This is a genomic window from Stenotrophomonas sp. CASM110 (genome assembly GCF_049384345.1).
In the GTDB taxonomy this organism is placed as follows: domain Bacteria; phylum Pseudomonadota; class Gammaproteobacteria; order Xanthomonadales; family Xanthomonadaceae; genus Stenotrophomonas; species Stenotrophomonas muris.
Map to the genome: position 1 here is coordinate 66347 of NZ_JBMRGI010000003.1, position 16953 is coordinate 83299.

At 64.8% G+C, this 16953-nt stretch carries 17 protein-coding genes, 1 tRNA gene and 2 pseudogenes; 7 read left to right on the plus strand and 13 right to left on the minus strand.

What is annotated here, in order from left to right; all coding sequences use genetic code 11:
* Window positions 1-31: 31 nt before the first annotated feature.
* Together VG561_RS02935 and VG561_RS02940 are read right to left on the minus strand one after the other, a co-directional pair.
* Window positions 32-976, minus strand: a complete 945-nt coding sequence (locus VG561_RS02935; RefSeq protein WP_134808434.1) for an ankyrin repeat domain-containing protein — start codon at window positions 974-976, stop codon at window positions 32-34.
* Between the two features lie 58 nt (window positions 977-1034).
* A complete protein-coding gene (locus tag VG561_RS02940) occupies window positions 1035-1805 on the minus strand; it encodes a DUF3011 domain-containing protein (protein WP_126411623.1) in 771 nt (256 codons plus the stop codon).
* A 595-nt stretch (window positions 1806-2400) separates the two neighbouring features.
* Between VG561_RS02940 and VG561_RS02945 the strand changes: the two genes are divergently transcribed.
* On the plus strand, window positions 2401-2802 hold the full coding sequence (locus VG561_RS02945; RefSeq protein ID WP_423179365.1) for a hypothetical protein: 402 nt from the start codon (window positions 2401-2403) through the stop codon (window positions 2800-2802).
* 172 nt (window positions 2803-2974) lie between these two features.
* Here VG561_RS02945 and VG561_RS02950 read toward each other — a convergent pair whose 3' ends face one another.
* Together VG561_RS02950 and VG561_RS02955 are read right to left on the minus strand one after the other, a co-directional pair.
* Entirely contained in the window at window positions 2975-3277 is a 303-nt protein-coding gene (locus VG561_RS02950; protein ID WP_005420598.1) for an addiction module antidote protein, read from the minus strand.
* Between the two features lie 58 nt (window positions 3278-3335).
* Window positions 3336-3621, minus strand: a pseudogene (locus tag VG561_RS02955) (type II toxin-antitoxin system RelE/ParE family toxin).
* 231 nt (window positions 3622-3852) lie between these two features.
* On the opposite strand from VG561_RS02955, the gene VG561_RS02960 reads away from it, so the two are divergent.
* Window positions 3853-4452 (plus strand): hypothetical protein, encoded by a 600-nt coding sequence (locus tag VG561_RS02960; RefSeq protein ID WP_126411620.1) that lies wholly within the window; start codon window positions 3853-3855, stop codon window positions 4450-4452.
* Window positions 4453-4479: 27 nt separating this feature from the next.
* Complete coding sequence (locus tag VG561_RS02965; protein ID WP_134808430.1) at window positions 4480-5604, plus strand: XVIPCD domain-containing protein; 1125 nt, start codon at window positions 4480-4482, stop codon at window positions 5602-5604.
* Window positions 5605-5688: 84 nt separating this feature from the next.
* Here VG561_RS02965 and VG561_RS02970 read toward each other — a convergent pair.
* The 4 genes from VG561_RS02970 to birA form a co-directional block, all read right to left on the minus strand.
* Window positions 5689-5764, minus strand: a tRNA-Thr gene (locus VG561_RS02970).
* Window positions 5765-5804: 40 nt separating this feature from the next.
* The gene (locus VG561_RS02975) at window positions 5805-6659 is read right to left on the minus strand and encodes an SPOR domain-containing protein (protein ID WP_262093331.1); all 855 of its coding nucleotides are present in this window, start codon (window positions 6657-6659) and stop codon (window positions 5805-5807) included.
* A gap of 9 nt (window positions 6660-6668) precedes the next feature.
* Window positions 6669-7400, minus strand: a complete 732-nt coding sequence (locus VG561_RS02980; protein ID WP_262093332.1) for a type III pantothenate kinase — start codon at window positions 7398-7400, stop codon at window positions 6669-6671.
* Window positions 7397-8362, minus strand: coding sequence for a bifunctional biotin--[acetyl-CoA-carboxylase] ligase/biotin operon repressor BirA (gene birA, locus VG561_RS02985; protein ID WP_262093333.1), 966 nt, complete (start codon window positions 8360-8362; stop codon window positions 7397-7399). Before birA ends, VG561_RS02980 begins: the two co-directional genes overlap by 4 nt.
* Before the next feature lie 144 nt (window positions 8363-8506).
* On the opposite strand from birA, the gene VG561_RS02990 reads away from it, so the two are divergent.
* Both VG561_RS02990 and VG561_RS02995 read left to right on the plus strand, forming a co-directional pair.
* Window positions 8507-8791, plus strand: a complete 285-nt coding sequence (locus VG561_RS02990; protein WP_046428091.1) for a hypothetical protein — start codon at window positions 8507-8509, stop codon at window positions 8789-8791.
* Window positions 8758-9549 carry a zinc-dependent peptidase gene (locus VG561_RS02995; RefSeq protein ID WP_167692531.1) on the plus strand — a complete coding sequence of 264 codons (792 nt, stop codon included), beginning with the start codon at window positions 8758-8760 and terminating at the stop codon, window positions 9547-9549. Before VG561_RS02990 ends, VG561_RS02995 begins: the two co-directional genes overlap by 34 nt.
* Window positions 9550-9634: 85 nt before the next feature.
* Here VG561_RS02995 and VG561_RS03000 read toward each other — a convergent pair whose 3' ends face one another.
* From VG561_RS03000 to dusA, 4 genes are all read right to left on the minus strand, one after another.
* On the minus strand, window positions 9635-11059 hold the full coding sequence (locus tag VG561_RS03000; RefSeq protein WP_014645620.1) for a sensor histidine kinase: 1425 nt from the start codon (window positions 11057-11059) through the stop codon (window positions 9635-9637).
* 25 nt (window positions 11060-11084) lie between these two features.
* Entirely contained in the window at window positions 11085-11768 is a 684-nt protein-coding gene (locus VG561_RS03005; RefSeq protein ID WP_004136763.1) for a response regulator transcription factor, read from the minus strand.
* A 73-nt stretch (window positions 11769-11841) separates the two neighbouring features.
* Complete coding sequence (locus VG561_RS03010; RefSeq protein ID WP_014645619.1) at window positions 11842-12216, minus strand: hypothetical protein; 375 nt, start codon at window positions 12214-12216, stop codon at window positions 11842-11844.
* A 213-nt stretch (window positions 12217-12429) separates the two neighbouring features.
* Window positions 12430-13428, minus strand: coding sequence for a tRNA dihydrouridine(20/20a) synthase DusA (gene dusA, locus VG561_RS03015; protein WP_423179366.1), 999 nt, complete (start codon window positions 13426-13428; stop codon window positions 12430-12432).
* Window positions 13429-13539: 111 nt separating this feature from the next.
* Here dusA and VG561_RS03020 point away from each other — a divergent pair, with 111 nt between their 5' ends.
* Both VG561_RS03020 and VG561_RS03025 read left to right on the plus strand, forming a co-directional pair.
* Window positions 13540-14640: a site-specific integrase gene (locus VG561_RS03020; RefSeq protein WP_322546737.1), complete on the plus strand. Its 1101-nt coding sequence runs from the start codon at window positions 13540-13542 to the stop codon at window positions 14638-14640.
* A gap of 363 nt (window positions 14641-15003) precedes the next feature.
* Window positions 15004-15593: pseudogene (locus VG561_RS03025) on the plus strand (SOS response-associated peptidase).
* A gap of 669 nt (window positions 15594-16262) precedes the next feature.
* On the opposite strand, the gene VG561_RS03030 reads toward VG561_RS03025, so the two are convergent.
* Window positions 16263-16931, minus strand: coding sequence for a hypothetical protein (locus tag VG561_RS03030; protein WP_322546736.1), 669 nt, complete (start codon window positions 16929-16931; stop codon window positions 16263-16265).
* Window positions 16932-16953 lie beyond the last annotated feature (22 nt).

Consider the following 16953-nt stretch of genomic DNA (forward strand, 5'->3'; position numbering starts at 1 on the left):
AATTGGTGACCGACCGTTTGGCGGGCCGCGCTTAGAGGATCGCCGACGACCACTTTTCAACTCGGAACGGGCGCCTTTTCAACACGTCGATACGCCACTGTCCACTCACGCGTCTGAGTACGAACAAGTGCTCGTAACGCAAGGAACTCGACTTCTGAGGATCGTCGCGTACCAGCACTTCCGCCTTCGAGATCCCAAGCCTCGCAACTGATACCAGTAGGTCATCCGGCACATACCGTCGGGGGCTGCCGACTGAAATTCCAGTCGAGTACACACGTTGGCGGTCGGTGCACCAGGCTGTCAAAATATCCGCTTTCTCCTGCTGGAAGCCGGAGCTTCGCAGAAGGTTGCCACCGGACCGGGAATCCTTGTAGCCACGCGTTTCCCATTCGTAATAGGCCAACAAATAGCCACGCACCACTGAGGCGGGTTCACCTTCGGCGTCTGGTTCGGGCCACTCAAGCGCCGGCGCCTCTATCAACGGCGGCGGCAACTGCGCCCCCGCCAACTTCAAACGCGCCACTACGTCTTCGTGCTTGCGGGCATCAGCCATTGCCAGTGCGTTTGTCCCCTCGAAGTTCAACGGTGCGACGGTAGCTCCGCTATCCAGCAACAGTTCGACCATCGCGAGATGGCCGCCCGAAGACGCCAACATCAGCGGCGTGTACCTCGATTCCGGCGAAGCAGCATCCAGCAATGCACCGCGAGCAATCAGCACACGTCCGATTTCCGTATCGCCTGCGTTGGCAGCCCAACCCAGCGCGGTGTAACCCAGTGCAGTGCAGGCGTGCTGGATGTTGGCGCCACGATCCAGTAACCGCTCCACCGAGTCAGCCTTCCCGGCGATCACAGCCGATAGCAGCGGGGTGCGCCCCGTGCCTTTGTGCTGCCACTCGATATCGGCACCCTCATCCAGCAGCGCGTCGATTCGGGCGAGATCCTGCTTCTCAGCTGCTTTGGCCAGAAGATGGGACATATAGGTGCCACCAGACGGGTGTATGGGCGGTCACCATAAGGCCGCTGGCGCGATGAACTCAACCGCCGCGGCGACGAACCGGCGTCAGGCTCTGCACCTGGCCGTTGTTGCGCATCATGCACAGGAAGCGGCCATCGGGATAATCGATGATCAGTTCCTGGTAATCGCTGCCCACCGGCATCCGGGTCACCAGCGTGCCCTGCGCGCCCTTGCGCATATTGCAGGAGCCCAGCGCGGTATCACCCGCCGGCGCGCTGTACGCCACTTTGGACACATTGCGGAACACCGCCCGGCACCCGCCGTTCACCCATACCGAGTGCCGCGACAGGCCCCAGTTCTGCCCTTGTTCGCAGCGGGTGTGGCTCAGCTGGCGCACCATCTCCACGTTGCCGCGCGTATCCATGTCGCACGACACCTGCTGCTGGTCGGTGGATTCGCAGGTCACCTCGCGTGGCAGCGCCGCATCGTTGTCGTCATCGTGGTGGCGGCGGTCGCGATGCTCTGCCGGCGCGGGCGTTCCGCTGGCACTGACCTGGCAGATGCCATTGGCGCCGCCACGGCCGGTGTAGCTGATCTGCGGCGTGCCGTCCTCGTTGCTGCTGATCGACAGCGTGATGCCACTGTTGGCATCGCGTGCTTCGAAATAGCGGTCGTTGAAGCGCTTCAGCGCGGCCTCGCGGCCCTGCACGTAGACCGGCCCACCATCGTCGGCGTGCACATCGATGCCGCCCGGGCAGCTGGCGTTGAAGAACGGCACTGCGGCCATGGCCGGGGCCACGAAGGCGGCGGACAACAGTGCGACGGTGAGCGACAAGGCATGGCGACGCATGTGCGGATCCCGAAGGGGCCCAGGATGGGCGTGTGGCGGCAGTATGCGGCGGAGCGTTGCGGGCTGTCCGTGAGGAATATCAATTTCCGGGTAGCGCGCGTGGGGATTCATGTCTGGTAGGGTGTTCTGGAAGCCCTGCCGGGGAAGTTAAGCCAGCTTTACTTCCTGGGTCATGAAAGGCCGTGCGACAGCAATGACGCACCAGGATTCATCGTTGGTTGCAGCCCCGCGCGAAATGTCGCTTCTGGCATTGCGATGCTCGAAACGGGCCAATCGCGATAATTCATTTTTCCTTTCAGATCACCCGATGTCATCGAAACAAACGACTGGCAGGCGGTGATTTCACGTGCGCATGATGAATCGCCACCTGCAAGGGTGGCCGGGACTTCCAAGCCCGTTTAATCGAAGCTGTATACGCTTGCCAGCCGGCGCCGTCTTCCCAGAGCGGCGCCGGCTGGCAATCCGTTCGCCGATCGACGGCGGGCGGTGCGTGGGGGCCCCGTGCCCACCGGCTCATCGATTTCCGGTCTTGGAAGCCACGCATCGCCCGCCACCCTCTTCGGGTGGCACCTCTGTTGCCGACGAGGACGCCCGCATGCCCAAGACCCATCACCCGTACCTGACCGCCACCCTGGGCGAGGCCGCGCTGCGCCTGCCACCCGAACTGGCGCAGCCGTTGGAAGCCGCTTTCGCTGCCGCCAACGAGGCGCCCGCGCCGATCAACCTGCCCGGCTGCCTGCAGCGCATCCAGGCCGGGGACACCGCCGATGGACAGCCGTGGACGGGGCCCGCCAGCACACCCGGCCACGCCGTGGCCGCCGCACGCCGGGATCGCGCTGCGGTGGGTCTGGTGTCGCTGTTGGAGCTATATCACGCCGCCGAACGCGTGCGCGTGGACGGGGAAGAGAAGGACGATATCGGCGATGGCACGCGCGAAGGGCTGATGCTGGCCTGCCGGGGGCTGGCCGAGTATGTGGCGTTGCAGGTACGTAGCTGAGGCTGCGGTGGTCGCAATGTGTGTGCGGCGTTGATCGAAGGATCTGCCCACGTCACACATTGAGCTGACTCACCGGGTTGGGGCGAGAAAACCGGCGAAAAGCGGTTCCTTCATTTTCGTTCCACCGCCTTCGACCGACGCGGTGCCGACGCATCATGATCGGCGCATGCGCTTATGCTGCGCTGGCGTGCAATCGCACACCCAGGGCCCGGGTCACCTTCAGGATGGTCGCGAAATCAGGGCTGCGCTCGCCGGACAGTGCGCGATACAGACTCTCGCGCGACAGGCCTGCCGCACGCGCAACCTTGCTCATGCCCTGAGCGCGAGCGATATCGCCAAGCGCCTTGGCGATGAAGGCAGAATCGCCCTCGCTTTCTTCGATGCAGGCGTCGAGATAAGCCGCCATCTCCTCCGGCGTCCGAAGATGCTCGGCCACATCAAATGATTTGAGTTCGACTTTTCTCTTGATGGCCATGATGGGACAGCTCCGGTACTTCGGTATTGAGTCGTTTCGCCTACAGCCGGTTCGATGCTCACAGGGAACGCGCAATCTCCTTGGCCGTCTCTAATCGCGCCGCTGCGAACCCTTGTCGCCTCCAACCAGAAGAATCACCCACTGCCTGCCGCGCCGGGTGTAGTACACGCGGTAACCCGGTCCTGCATCGATACGCAATCCAGAAACGCCATCCGCCAGATAGCGGTGATCACCGGATGGCCTTCAGCGAGCCGACCGATACGGGCCAGGATGCGAGCGCGTGCGGTTACGTCCTTGAGAGCGTCAATCCATGTCGCGAACTGACGGGTACGCTGGATCTTCATGGAGGACTGTAGCCTACTGGCTACAGTCTTTCAACTATCGGATTGCGCGCATGGAGGTGTGCTCGGCCTTCCGTCTGATGTTCCCTCCCTCGCAGCTGACGCCGCGTTTTTCAAACTGGAAAGTGGAACCGGGTGCGTTTTCAGTAGCTCATTTTTCACGGGAACCCGATCCGTGCTCACAAAACGCTGTGCTAGATTCAAGAGCGTGACGTTGGCGCGAGAGACGCTTTCATGAATGCATGGGTCGAGAAACTCGCTTCTTCATCAAAACGTGGAATTCGGCGCTACCTCTGGATAGCAGTGCGTCGTCGCCTCGCGATCGCTGTTCCGGCGCTTGTGCTGGCAGCATGTTCAATCGCCGCGCCGCCACGCCCATCAGATCATCTAAATCAAAAACAGCCCGTCGAATCAGGGAGTGAAACTGGTATGGAGCGGTTCAAGAACGATATCGAGCATTTGACCAAGGTGCGTTTTGATGATGTCGACGCATTGAATGAACAGCTCCACACACACCTGGGAGAACCGAATCGACAAGGCTTGAGGGACGAGCGGACCGCAGAACGCGGCATGCTGGGCGGACTTGAGATCAAGAACATCACGCTGAGAAGTCCTGCCGACGATCCTACGCACGCGACCTTGGTCTTTGAGGTTGCCCCACCGAGCATCGCGCTCGGAGAAATCATCTGGGAGGAATCCGCCATGTATCCACCCCATCCGGATGCGCCTGATTCCCGCCCTTACTGGTCTGCTCAGGTGAACAGTGCCAAGGTAGTGCTCGGGCTCTCCCTTGACCACAAGACGCTGACCTACGTATCGATCAGTCAGCGCTGATCCCTGTCATTGCGAAGGAGCCGCACCATGGAGCGTGCTGAAGAACTTGCACTGTCACAGCCGCAGGAGAGTGGCCGACCAGGGGCCACACGTCGTCCGGCTTCACCTTTGGTTGATCCTTCGCTGGTACCGCTTCTGACCAAATCCCCAACACTTCGAGCGGGTCTTGCACAGGCTGATCACGACAACCTGGGTGTCGAATGGGGGCCAGCCGGTGGCGGCACCTATCTTGTTCCCGGTGTGAAGATCGTCATTGACGAGAACGCCATCGGGCAAGGCTCCAGAATCGCACGTTCTCTTTCTCATGAAATTGGGCATCACCTCTTCACCGAGCAACCAGATCGGGCGTCTAAGCAGTCCTTTGTGAACACCTCGCTGCGAGGAGAAGCAGCTGCCACGCTCAGCAATGTCCAGGTCCAGCGTGAAATCACCGCAGCCGGAGGACCAAACATTGGCGTGTCGGGCACAGGCGATCGCCCCCAGCAGTATGGAGCCATTGCGGCGAAACTCGAGGCAGGGCAGATCAACCGTAACCAAGCACTAAGTCAGATCGCTGACGTGTTCAAGACGGAGGCTCCGTCGGTTGGCCCTCATGCGACGTACGAGCTCTATTATGGCGCGCACTATGACCAGCACATAGCGCCCACGCAACGTCGGCGCAGGCCCGAGCCAGCATTTGACGCCGAGCGCACTACGGTCGAGGAAAGAGTCACCGCCGCCAATGTCAACTTACCCTCAATGCAGCGAACAGCTTTCTCAGTCGCTGAACTCGACGATGCCGATCGTTCGCTCTACATGCAGATAAGAGCGGGAGTGGAACGCCTGGACGCCGAGAGCGGGAAGCAGTGGGATGAGTCAAGCCAACGCATGTCCGCGAGTTTGCTGGTGCTCGCGAAGGAGCAAGGGCTTTCAAGAGTTGACCACGTTGTATTGAACAACCCGACAGAGTCCCTTGCACGTGGCGAGAGAGTATTCCTTGTCGAGGGAGCGATGGACGATCCTGCCCAACGCCGTGGAACCATGAATACGATGGACGCGCTTCGCGCGCCTGAAGCAGAGTCCCTTCATCGCGCTGATTCGTTGGCGGCAAATCTTGAACAGCAGCCAGCGCAGCTGGTCCATGCGCAGGACGGACCATCATTCTCAAGGTAAGACTGCCGAGGCACCGGGTGTGCTGCCTTTCGAGCCACTGGGCCAGTACCTGGCGCAGCGCAAAGAAGCGCTGACTCATGGAGATGGTGCCGCTTATCCGAATCGAACGGATGACCTACTGTTTACAAGACAGTTGCTCTACCAACTGAGCTAAAGCGGCATGGGTGGTTCACCGGCGGCAGCGCCGCGGTCCGGGGATTCTAGCGCAACCGCGTGCATTCCAGCGACCGGCTCTGTGCCGCCCCGCTGCGCTGCTGGGCCTGGGCTGGCTGCGTGCCCGCCGCCAGCTGCCCTTCCAGCCACCATTGGCCGGCGTCGCCGCTGGCGACCAGGCGCGGCTGGAAGCCGGCGGCCTGCACCGCCGCCATGCGGCGCTCGGCGCCTTCGCGGTTGCGGTACTGGCCCAGCGCCACGGCGTTGGCCTCTTCGCCCTGGCTGATGATGTAGTAGTCGCTCAGGCCGGCGGCGACGATGCGTTTCACGGTGGCCTGGGCTTCGTCACGATTGGCGGCGGCCGGCAGCATCACCCGGTAGCGGGCACTGCCGCTGGCAGCGGGCTGTTCGCGCAGGCGCACCTGGCTGAGCAGCGTGCCGGCCTTGCCTTGCGCACTGTTCGCGGCGGCGCGGTCGGCGAACGGGCCCAGCGCGACGCAGCGCGGCGGCTCGGCGACCGCGGGCGGGGTTACGGGCTTTTCCGGTGCCGGAACGGGTACAGGCGGTGCTGCCGGCTTGGCAGCGGTAGCAACCGGCGTAGCCTCAGCCGTCTGCGGCTTGGGAATTTCCGGCTTGGCCGGCACGGCCGGCGCGGGTGCGGGCGTCGCAGCCACTGCGGTCTTCGCGGCCGGTTCGCGCTCCATCAGCGGCGCGGTCGGGGCGGCGGCGGTCGCTTCGGCGGCTGCAGCAGCATCCACACCACCGGGCACCCAGCGCAGCTCGGCCACGCCAGCCGGTTGCGGTGCAGGCGCAGGCGGCTGCGGTGCATCGCGCAGCAGCCACCAGCAGGCGACGCCAAGATTGAGAACGGCCAGTACGACGATCAGGGCACGGGTCAGCATGCGCGGATACTAGCCTGCGGGCTGGTGCACCGCCCAGCGGGCGAGGCCATCCAGCACCAGCGACGGGTGGTAGTCGGCGCCAGGCAGCAGCGGCATCAGCGCCGGTGCGCCGCCGCCGTGCACCAGCAGCGACGGCGCTACGCCCAGCAGCGCGTGCGCGTGCTGTGCGCTGCGTTCAATCAGCGCCACCGCAGCGCCATCGCAACCGGAGGCCAGCGCATCGGCGGTGTCGTTGGCGAACTCGCTGTAGTCGCCGCCGGTAGCCGGCAGCTGCACGGCGCGGGCGTGCAGCGCTTCGCGCATGGTCGTGGGCGACGCGGAAATGCGGCCACCGTGGTGCTGGCCGTCGGCGTCGAGCAGGTCAATCGTCAGCGCGGTGCCCACGCCGACCACCAGCACCGGGCGCTGTGCCTTTGCGGAAGCCAGCAGGGCCAGGAAGCGGTCGACGCCGAACTTTTCCGGCTTGGCGTAGGCAATGCGCACACCGGCGCATTCGGCGCTGGTGCGCACCACGTGCACGTTTTCGAAGCGGCGTTGCAGCTGGTCCAGCATGGCGCTGGTCAGCGAGGGTGCGGCCACGCTGGCCACGAACGCGGTGGTACCGCTGGGCAGGCTGTGCGGTGGCTGCCCGGCCATGCCTTCGGCGCCATGCGCCCAGGCCTGCACGTCACCGGCACGGTCACCCTGCAACGGCGCGAACTTGAAGCGCGAGTTGCCAAGGTCGAACAACCAATCGCTCATGCTGCCCTCACGCTGACTTCGCCGGCGTGCAGCAGACGCTCACGGCCATCGATGCGCACGCGCAACGCGCCGTCATCGGCCAGGCCGAGTGCGGTGCCATGCTGCCACTGCCCATCCAGTTCCACCCGAACCTCGCGGCCGGCCAGCATGTCGAAGGCGGCGTAGCGCGGCAAGAACGGAGCAAGACCTTCACGATCGAATTCCTCCAGCGCCGGCAGCAGGCGCGCCAGCACGGCGGCAACAACCACGTTTCGATCCACTGGCTTGCCAGCCAGCGTGTCCAGGTCCACCCACGGCTGGCTGATCTGCTCGGCGAACGACGGCGGCATGTGCGTGTTGATGCCGATGCCGATCACCGCGCGCGCCGGGCCGGCGTATTCGCCACCGCCTTCTGCGAGCAGGCCAACCAGCTTGCGGCCATCGACCAGCAGGTCGTTCGGCCACTTCAGCTGCGCCTGGGTGTAGCCCAGATCGTGCAGCGCTTCGGCCACGGCGACGCCGGCCACCAGGCTCAGGCCGGCCAGGCGGCCGAGGCCTCCGGAGAACAGCCGCAGCACCGACAGGTAGACATGGGCGGCCAGCGGCGAGGCCCAGGTGCGGCCACGACGGCCACGGCCACCGGTCTGGCGTTCGGCCAGCAGCACGCTGACCCCGCGCTGGGGCGCGCTGCACCGCAGCAATTCAGCGTTGGTGGAGTCCACCGTCCAGGCCACCTGCAGGTCGTGCAGCAGCGGCAGAACCCCGGCCGGCAGGCCAGCACGGATCGCCGCCGGGTCCAGCAGGTCAACCGGGCGGGTCAGGCCATAGCCCTCGCCGGCACGGCCCTCGACATCCACACCGGCGGCCCTAAGCCCTTGAATACGCTTCCAAATAGCCGCACGGGTCTGGCCCAGCTCACGGGCCAGGGCGTCGCCGGACAGGCGACCGGCAGCGAGTTTGGCCAGCAATTGGCGATCGTCCACGGCAGCTTCCACGAAGTCAGGCAGGAATTATGCGGGAAAGCCGCCAGCGACGCCCGCCACGCTGGGTTCCGCGGGGGCTTCCAACGGGGCGCCGGGTTCGGGCTAGAATCGGGAACTCACCCTCCCTTAACGTGGATGTCGTCAATGCGCCGTTATGCCCATTGCCTGATCCTGCTGATGATGCCCTTCGCGGCGTCTGCGACGGCAGCGCTGGACGACAGCCGCGGCGCCTGCGTGTCCTCCAACGGTGATGCCGCCTCGCAGCGCGCGCCGACCGCGACTGCCTCGGCTGCGACCACCAAGCCGACACCGGTACGCCCTGCGGCCAGCAGTGCCACCAGCACCGGGGGCGGCGGCAGCGACGATGACGTGCTGCAGCGCATCCGTGCGCCGAAGTGGCACAGCTACCTGCCGGGAATGTTCCGCTGATCAAGTCGTTGCTGCAGTGGCTGCGGCCTACGCCGCGGCCGATCGACGATGCACTGTGGGAACACGCCTGCCGCCGCGCGGCCTGGCTGGACGGACTGGACGACGAACGCCGCGCGCGCCTGCGCGTACTGGCCACGCGCTTCCTGCACGAGAAGACCATCACCCCGATCGGTGAGCTGCAGCTGCAGGCCGGTGACGGCGTGCTGCTGGCCGCGCTGTGCTGCCTGCCGCTGCTGGCGTTCGGTGAGGTGGGGCTGGAGGGCTGGTCGCAGCTGATCGTCTACCCCGATGCCTTCCGCGTGCACCGCAGCCACATGGATGCGGCTGGCGTGCTGCACGAGTGGGATGACGAGCTGATCGGCGAGTCGTGGGACAGCGGTCCGTTGATCCTGTCCTGGGCCGATGTGCAGGCCGACCTGGCGGCGCCGCACGAGGGCTACTGCGTGGCGGTGCACGAGATGGTGCACAAGCTGGATGCGCTCGATGGTGCGATGGACGGTACGCCGCCGCTGCCGCGCGAATGGCAGCGCGAGTGGGCGGGCACGTTCCAGCGCGCCTACGACGCGTTCTGTGCGCAGGTGGACGCAGGCGAAGAGACGCTGATCGATCCGTATGCGGCCGAGGCGCCGGAAGAGTTCTTCGCGGTGGCCAGCGAGTACCACTTCTCGGCACCGGATCTGCTGCAGCAGGCGTTGCCGGAGGTGGCGGCGCAGCTGCGACGGTTCTACGGCGAGCCGCCCAGGATCGCAATGCGGTAGTGCCGGCCGCTGGCCGGCAACCCCATGATCTTCGATGGCATTGCTTGGTTGCCGGCCAGCGGCCAGCACTACCGATCAACGAGGCTTACGGCCCTGGCGGCAGGCGCACTTCGAAGCGGGCGCCGCCCAGTTCGGCCGAACGGCCCACGGTCAGTTCGCCGCGGTAATCCTTGATCAGGTCCTGCACGATCGACAGGCCGATGCCGTGGCCCTGCACGCGCTCGTCGCCACGCACGCCACGCTGCAGCACCTTGCCGATGTCGTCCGGGGCAATGCCCGGGCCGTCGTCATCCACCGCCAGCAGCAGGCCGGCGCGGCGCGCGTTCGGGGCCGGCAGCGGCTGCGCGGTCAGCAGCACGCGGCGGTTGGCCCACTTGAAGGCGTTCTCCAGCAGGTTGCCGAGCAGTTCCTGCAGGTCGCCCGGTTCGCCGTGGAAGCGTGCGGCCGGATCGATATCGAACTCGCACAGCACGCCCTTGGAAGCGTAGACCTTTTCCAGCCCACGCACGATTTCCTCGGCATTGGACTCGATCGGCAGCGGCGCGGAGAACAGCTTGTGGCCCGACGAGGCCGCGCGTGCCAGCTGGTACGAAACCAGGTTGTTCATGCGCTGCAGCTGCACGTCCAGTTCCTCACGCAGCGCGCCGTCGCCGGCACCACTGTCCATCTGCGTGCGCAACACGGCAATCGGCGTTTTCAGGCTGTGCGCCAGGTCGGCCAGGGTGTTGCGCTGGCGCTCGAGGTTCTCGCGCTCGCTTTCGATGAAGGCGTTGATGCTGTCGGTCAGCGGTTCCAGCTCGCGCGGGTGGCGCTCGCTCATGCGCTCGGTCTCGCCGCGCTGCACCTTGGTCAACTCGGTGATCACCCGGCGCAACGGGCGCAGGCTCCACTGCAGGATGACGGTCTGCAGCAGCAGCAGGATCAGGCCGATGCCGCCCAGGTAGAACCAGACGCGGCCACGGAACACGCGCAGCTGGGCACCCAGCGCGCGCGAGTCTTCCATCACATAGATGGTGTACGGGAATTCGGTGGCGGGGTCGGCATCGGCGCCCCACACCAGGCCCAGGCCATAGCGGTACACCGAGCCCTGGCTGCCGTCGATCTGGATCATCGGCAGCGGGCCTTCGAACACTTCCTGGCGCGGTGCCAGCAGGCCGCCGCCCACGGTGGGCAGCATCGGGCCTTCAGCGGACATCGAATTGCCCTTGCCGTGCGGCATCACCACCTGCAGGTACAGGCCACTGCCGGGCACGTCGAAGCGGGAATCCGGCGGCTGCTCGCGGATGTACAGCGAGCGGTCGCGGGTGAAGTCGATGCCGGCCGCGTAGGAGGTGGCGTAGTTCTTCAGGCGCTCACGCAGGTTCGCCTTCGCCGTGTCGGCGAAGGCGGCGTCGAGCGCGTAACCGGCCAGGGCCAGGAACGCCACCAGGCCCACGGACGCGGCGAGCATCTGGCGCGCCTGCAGTGAGCGTGGCCGCCAGCGTCGGAAGAACCACAGACGGCCGGACATCGTGTTATCGCCAGGGTGAGCCGGCTCAGCCCTCGTTGCGCGGGATCGCGAAACGGTAGCCGCGACCGCGCACGGTCTCGATCGGCTTCAGTTCGCCATCCGGGTCCAGCTTCTTGCGCAGGCGGCCGATGAACACCTCCAGCACGTTCGAGTCGCGGTCGAAGTCCTGCTGGTAGATGTGCTCGGTGAGGTCGGCCTTGGAGACCAGTTCACCGGCATGCATCATCAGGTACTCCAGCACCTTGTACTCGTAGCTGGTCAGGTCGACATTGCTGCCGGCCACGCTGACGGTCTGGGCGGCGAGGTCCAATGCGACCGGGCCGCATTCCAGGGTCGGCTTGCTCCAGCCGGCGGCGCGGCGCAGCAACGCGTTGACGCGGGCCAGCAGCTCTTCGACGTGGAACGGCTTGACCAGATAATCGTCGGCACCCTGCTTCAGGCCCTCGACCTTGTCCTGCCAGCTCGAACGCGCGGTCAGGATCAGCACCGGGAACTTCTTGCCTTCATCACGCAGGGCCTTGATCAGCTCCATGCCCGACATCTTGGGCAGGCCGAGGTCGATGATGCCGACATCGAACGGAACTTCGCGCCCCATGTAGAGGCCTTCCTCGCCGTCCTGCGCAGCATCGACGGCAAAGCCTTCGCGCTTGAGCCGGGCTGCCAGGGTCTCACGCAGCGGGGCTTCGTCTTCGACCAGAAGGATACGCATGAACTCTCCCTAGTGTCCTGGGTGTGGCCCGGAGGCCTGTGGGGTACGGGTTGATAGCGACAACTATCCCTGTTCAGGGGTTATCGCCGCGTAGTGATGACATATCCGACCGCGGCGTGCGCGGCTGTGAACGCGACGGGGCGGGGTCGTCCATGTAGCGGACCCGGCCCCGGTCGTCCATGTACTTCACCCGGTTGATATCACGACCATCGAACGGCACGCGCTCGGCACCGAGGATGTGACCACCCGTGGTGCGCTGCACGCGGCGCACGGCATCGGACAGCGAACGCTCGTCGCCACGGTTGCCGCGCTCGCCCCGCTCCATCATCTCCGCACGCCCCTGCTCACCCCGCGGCGGCTGCTGTGCCAGCGCCGACGACAGCGGCACGGCCGACAGGACCACGCAGGTGGCCAGGGCAATGCGGCGATGGAAGGGAGCGGAAGACATCGATGCGATCCTAGCCGAGCACGGCGATTCGTTCAAAAGTCGTAAATCCGGATGCCGGGTTCGGGGCCCGGCGCTTTACAAATCCTTTGCAAATTCTTGGTTTGGGGCAGTGAATCCGGTCTGAACTTTTCCGGCCGCGACCCCACGATGTTCAGCTAGGTGAACATTCGGAACGAATCGCCGCGCCTTGTCAAGTCAGGAATGTGACAGCGGTCACGCTGCGGCGCGATCAGCGTCGCGTTCGGTCGCGGCAAGCGCCTGCTCGACCAGGCTCCAATCGGCGCCCGGGCGGTGTGCGCCCTCGCTCAGCACCTGGCGGAATGCGCGGCCACCGGGCTGGCCATGGAACAGGCCGAGCAGGTGGCGGGTGATGTGCTTCAGCGCCAGGCCTTCGCCCAGGCGCGCTTCCACGTAGGGACGCAGCGCGCGCAGCAGGTCGCCGCGGGCCTGCAGCGGGGCGCCGGTCTGCAGCGCCTCCAGCTGATGCAGCAGGTAGGGATCGTGGTAGGCCGCGCGGCCCAGCATCACGCCATCGACGTGCGCGGCCTGCGCCTGCACCGCCTCGACGCTGGCCAGGCCGCCGTTGAGCACCACCGGCAGCGCCGGGCGCTCCTGCTTCAGGCGGTAGGCCCAGTCGTACTTCAGCGGCGGAACCTCGCGGTTCTCCTTCGGCGACAGGCCCTTCAGCCACGCGTTGCGCGCGTGCACCACCACCATCGCGGCACCTGCGGCGACCTGGCGGTCGACGAAGGCGGCGAACACGTCGTAGTCGTTGTCCTCGTCCACGCCCAGGCGGCACTTCACCGTCACCGGGATCTCGACGGCATCGACCATCGCCGCCACGCACTCGGCCACGAGCATCGGCTCGCGCATCAGGCAGGCGCCGAAGCGCCCGGCCTGCACGCGGTCGGACGGGCAGCCGCAGTTGAGGTTGACCTCGTCGTAGCCCCAGTCGGCAGCGATGCGCGCAGCCTGCGCCAGCAGCGCGGGATCGCTGCCCCCCAGCTGCAGCGCCAGCGGCTGTTCGCTGCGGTCGAAGCCGAGCAGGCGCGCGCGATCGCCGTGGATGACCGCGTTGGCGTGCACCATTTCCGTGTACAGGCGCACACCCGGTGCCAGCACGCGATGGAACACGCGGCAATGGCGATCGGTCCAGTCCATCATGGGGGCCACGGAAAGGCGGATATCTTTCAAATTCAATGTCTTACGCATGTTTCGGTGCATCCTTGGTGCGCTGGGACTCCCTGTAAGTCCCTGTTTTCCCCTGCCAATCCCGGTGTAATGTACCCCTGCTGCACCAAGCAGCGGGGAGTGCACCAAGACATGGCAGTAGTCGAAAAGCGCGGAAAGAAATGGCGGGCAATGGTCCGCATCAAGCCCCATCCTACCGCCTCGAAGACCTTCAACGGTCGCAAGGCCGCTGAGGATTGGGCTCGCATTACAGAAGACGCCCTTCGGGCTGGCCTGCCTCCGCCGCAGGAGAGCATGACGCTGGAAACCCTCATTGATCGGTACATCAAGGAGATGGACCGCTTCAAACCCATCTCGGCCACCAAGCGCGGGAACCTGCGCAGATGGGTTGAAAGCCTAGGCGACCGAGAGGTGTCCAGCCTCACCGGCCAGGACATTTTGAACCACATCCGGGACAGGACGAATCCGTCCGCTGCACTGAATGGCGGTAAGGCCCCGGGACCGGCGACGATGGCAATGGAACTCGGGTTTCTGGCTGAGGCCCTGGCCGCTGCTCGGTCGCTATGGAACATGACCATCCCCGACGTGGTCACTGCCGTCCGACCAGTGCTGCGACGCGCCGGAGCCATCGCCAAGCCAGAGGAGCGCGATCGGCGCCCTACGGCCCATGAGCTTGACGAGCTGGCTGCCTTCTACAAGTTCAACTTCGGCGCCATCCCGATGCGCGACCTGATCCCGTTCGCCATCGATTCGGCCATGCGCATGGGTGAGATTGTCGCACTGCGCTGGGACGACTACCAAGGCGGCGAGAAGCCGATGATCCTGATCCGGGACAGAAAGGATCCCAAGGACAAGAAGGGCAACCATCAATGGGTGCCACTGCTGGGGCGGACGGCGGCGATCATTGACAGTCAGCCCCGCAATGGCGCGCTGATCTTCCCCTATAAGGCAGACAGCATCGGTGCATCATTTCGCCGCGCCTGCAACCGGCTACAGATCGAGAATCTTCACTTCCACGATCTGCGTCACGAGGGAACGTCCAGGCTGTTTGAGCAGGGGTACACCATTCCAGAGGTCGCAATCGTGACCGGCCACAAGGATTGGAAATCGCTGAAGCGCTACACGCAGCTCGCACCAAGTTCGCTACATCGAGATCCCCTTCACCAGCCGCTGCCTCATTCACTGATACTCCGGCCGGCGCCAACTTCTGCCTCGGAGCCAGATAGTGATTGACTTCAAGCGAGTGGTAGGAAAGTCGTTCAGAGCAGTGGCGTATGCCGCTAGTCCTGCGGGAATACAGCCCCGGCTTCAGAATGCTCTTCCAAGCACATCCTGTAGTTCTCATTCTGAGTGCCACCGTAGTAGTCAGCGCGCTCGTACGATTCTTTGATGCACTTCGTCCGGGCTTCTTCCTGCTCGGCTCGCCGACTCTCTCTAACCTGAAAGTAAGAGACGGCTAGGATCAGGAGAATCACAAGGCCCACTATCACGTCCTTTTTGCCCACTGCTGTTCCTGCCATTGAGGTCTAGACCAGATCCTATCAGGGCCCGTGCCCAACACATTCTGGGCACGCCCGGCAGGACTACCCTCCTGCCATGTGCGGCCGATTCGTCCAGCTCCCCGTGATCGACTTCGGCCAGCCGGGGCTGGCTGACCTTGCCTCCGGCCTGGCCGAGATCCAGCCCAGCTACAACCTGGCGCCGACACAGCGCGCCTCGGTGATTCTGGACCGCGGCGAAGGCCGGCAGGTCACCCGGATGGCGCGGGGCCTACTGCGGTTCTGGGCGAAGGACAAGAAGCTGCAGGGCTAGACCATCAACGCCCGGATCGAGACGGTGGCCACCAAGCCAGCATTTCGGTCGGCCTTCAAGAAGCGCCGCTGCTGGCTGCCGGCCTGTGGGAGGACACCAGCCCCCTACTGCCCGACGGCAACCTGGGAACCTTCACCATCATCACCGGCGACAGCAGCGGCGTCTCGGCCAACATCCACGACCGCATGCCGGTGTGGCTGCAGGCCGGCCAGATCGATGAATGGATGGCGGCGAGCCCGGACGACGCCATGGCCATGCTGCTGGCCAGCGAGCCGCCAGCAATGGAGGCCTACCGGGTCAGCCGCGCGGTCAATACGCCCCGGAACAACAGTGAGGATCTGCTATTGCCCTTCGCTCGAACTGCCCAGCCGTAGCTGGGCAGCAGGGGATCACATGAAGACGTAACCCAAAGGACCGTCAAGGATAGCGCCAGGCGCCCCGTCGCAATCCGCGCGAAGGGTATCAAAATGCCGCGACTTCCCCTCCCAGAGATGGCGGCAGCGGTACAGGGGAACAGTACCTGGCAGCTGGGCTTGCGAGATGTAGCCCCGCAGCTTCGGCTGGGGGAGCATCGGCTGGCCCTCACAGTTCACGTCGATGCTACTGAAGGTGTCCCAAGGAGTATGCGATACACACTCACGAATTGGCGCGCTGTTCTCAAAGGGAGTCGAGGAGATGAATCCTAATGTGCCCTCGATATGCCATCCCGCCTCCAACGAGGGACCGTAGTCCCAGTTGACGCTCATGTGTGAGCCAAGGTTCGGTCTGTAGATTCGCAGGACCTCGCTCAAGGTCACTCCGGGCGGCACGGCCAACGTCGGGCTCATCTGAACTGCTGCATTTGCCGCGGCGGACAGATCGGATTGGCTGGCAGGAGCCGAGGCTGCGGTTCCGGCTGCCAGAAGCAACGAAATTCCCAAAAGGCATGCTTTCACGGACATCTCCATTTCTTCAATCGCGAGCCCCTTGCTCGCCGGCCCATCCTAGCTGTACTTGCAAATCCGCGACATGACCCAGTCCCCACAGCCAACAATACCGCTGTGTCAACCGAACCCCAGCGGAACCTCGGTCAGGTCCACGATGAAGATCGTGGCGTTCTGAGGGCCCATCGTCACACCGCCCACCGGGAAGGTGTTGGTGATCAGGGTCTGTTGAGTCACCTGCAACCGCGATAGGAAGATCCGGTTGTCACTGGTCATGTGGAAATGATCGGCATTCATGGTGCACCGGTCCTGTGACTGCGAGAAGTAGTAGAAGCGCGGCGACGGGATGGCAATGCCGATCTTCGTCCCTGGGAAGAACTGGCCGATCTCTACGGGCGGCCCTGGGACGGTTGGCAGCGCGACCACTTGAAGCACCCGTAGGCCCTTGCGCCTGGAGTCGTAGAAGACCGTGCCGTCCTCACCGCGCATGCGCAGACCAACCGGTCCGCTGGCCGCACGCTCGGTCGCGTTGAACGTGTAGTACTCCAGTGTCTTGTTCGGCGCTTGGTTGGAGGCGTAGACGAAACACGTCACCCCGGTCTGAACCAGAGTGAATCCCGTCGTAGTTGCAACGCTGTCGTTGATGTAGCGGCAGACGTGGAGATTCGTGGTCCCGCTCGTTGAAGCCAGGACCCCGCTCGGCGACCATGACGCAAACGGCGGCGAGCCGCCGGTCCCGCCGCCGGAGAAGGTCCCAGTGTTCAGCGTCCCGGACTTGGCCAGCTGCAAGTTCCGATACCCAGCACCAATC

Coding starts and splice junctions, on each gene's coding strand:
- VG561_RS02935 (WP_134808434.1), bottom strand. CDS start 976: ATGTCCCATCTTCTGGCCAAAGCAGCTGAGAAGCAGGATCTCGCCCGA.
- VG561_RS02940 (WP_126411623.1), bottom strand. CDS start 1,805: ATGCGTCGCCATGCCTTGTCGCTCACCGTCGCACTGTTGTCCGCCGCC.
- VG561_RS02945 (WP_423179365.1), top strand. CDS start 2,401: ATGCCCAAGACCCATCACCCGTACCTGACCGCCACCCTGGGCGAGGCC.
- VG561_RS02950 (WP_005420598.1), bottom strand. CDS start 3,277: ATGGCCATCAAGAGAAAAGTCGAACTCAAATCATTTGATGTGGCCGAG.
- VG561_RS02960 (WP_126411620.1), top strand. CDS start 3,853: ATGAATGCATGGGTCGAGAAACTCGCTTCTTCATCAAAACGTGGAATT.
- VG561_RS02965 (WP_134808430.1), top strand. CDS start 4,480: ATGGAGCGTGCTGAAGAACTTGCACTGTCACAGCCGCAGGAGAGTGGC.
- VG561_RS02975 (WP_262093331.1), bottom strand. CDS start 6,659: ATGCTGACCCGTGCCCTGATCGTCGTACTGGCCGTTCTCAATCTTGGC.
- VG561_RS02980 (WP_262093332.1), bottom strand. CDS start 7,400: ATGAGCGATTGGTTGTTCGACCTTGGCAACTCGCGCTTCAAGTTCGCG.
- VG561_RS02990 (WP_046428091.1), top strand. CDS start 8,507: ATGCGCCGTTATGCCCATTGCCTGATCCTGCTGATGATGCCCTTCGCG.
- VG561_RS03000 (WP_014645620.1), bottom strand. CDS start 11,059: ATGTCCGGCCGTCTGTGGTTCTTCCGACGCTGGCGGCCACGCTCACTG.
- VG561_RS03005 (WP_004136763.1), bottom strand. CDS start 11,768: ATGCGTATCCTTCTGGTCGAAGACGAAGCCCCGCTGCGTGAGACCCTG.
- VG561_RS03010 (WP_014645619.1), bottom strand. CDS start 12,216: ATGTCTTCCGCTCCCTTCCATCGCCGCATTGCCCTGGCCACCTGCGTG.
- dusA (WP_423179366.1), bottom strand. CDS start 13,428: ATGCGTAAGACATTGAATTTGAAAGATATCCGCCTTTCCGTGGCCCCC.
- VG561_RS03020 (WP_322546737.1), top strand. CDS start 13,540: ATGGCAGTAGTCGAAAAGCGCGGAAAGAAATGGCGGGCAATGGTCCGC.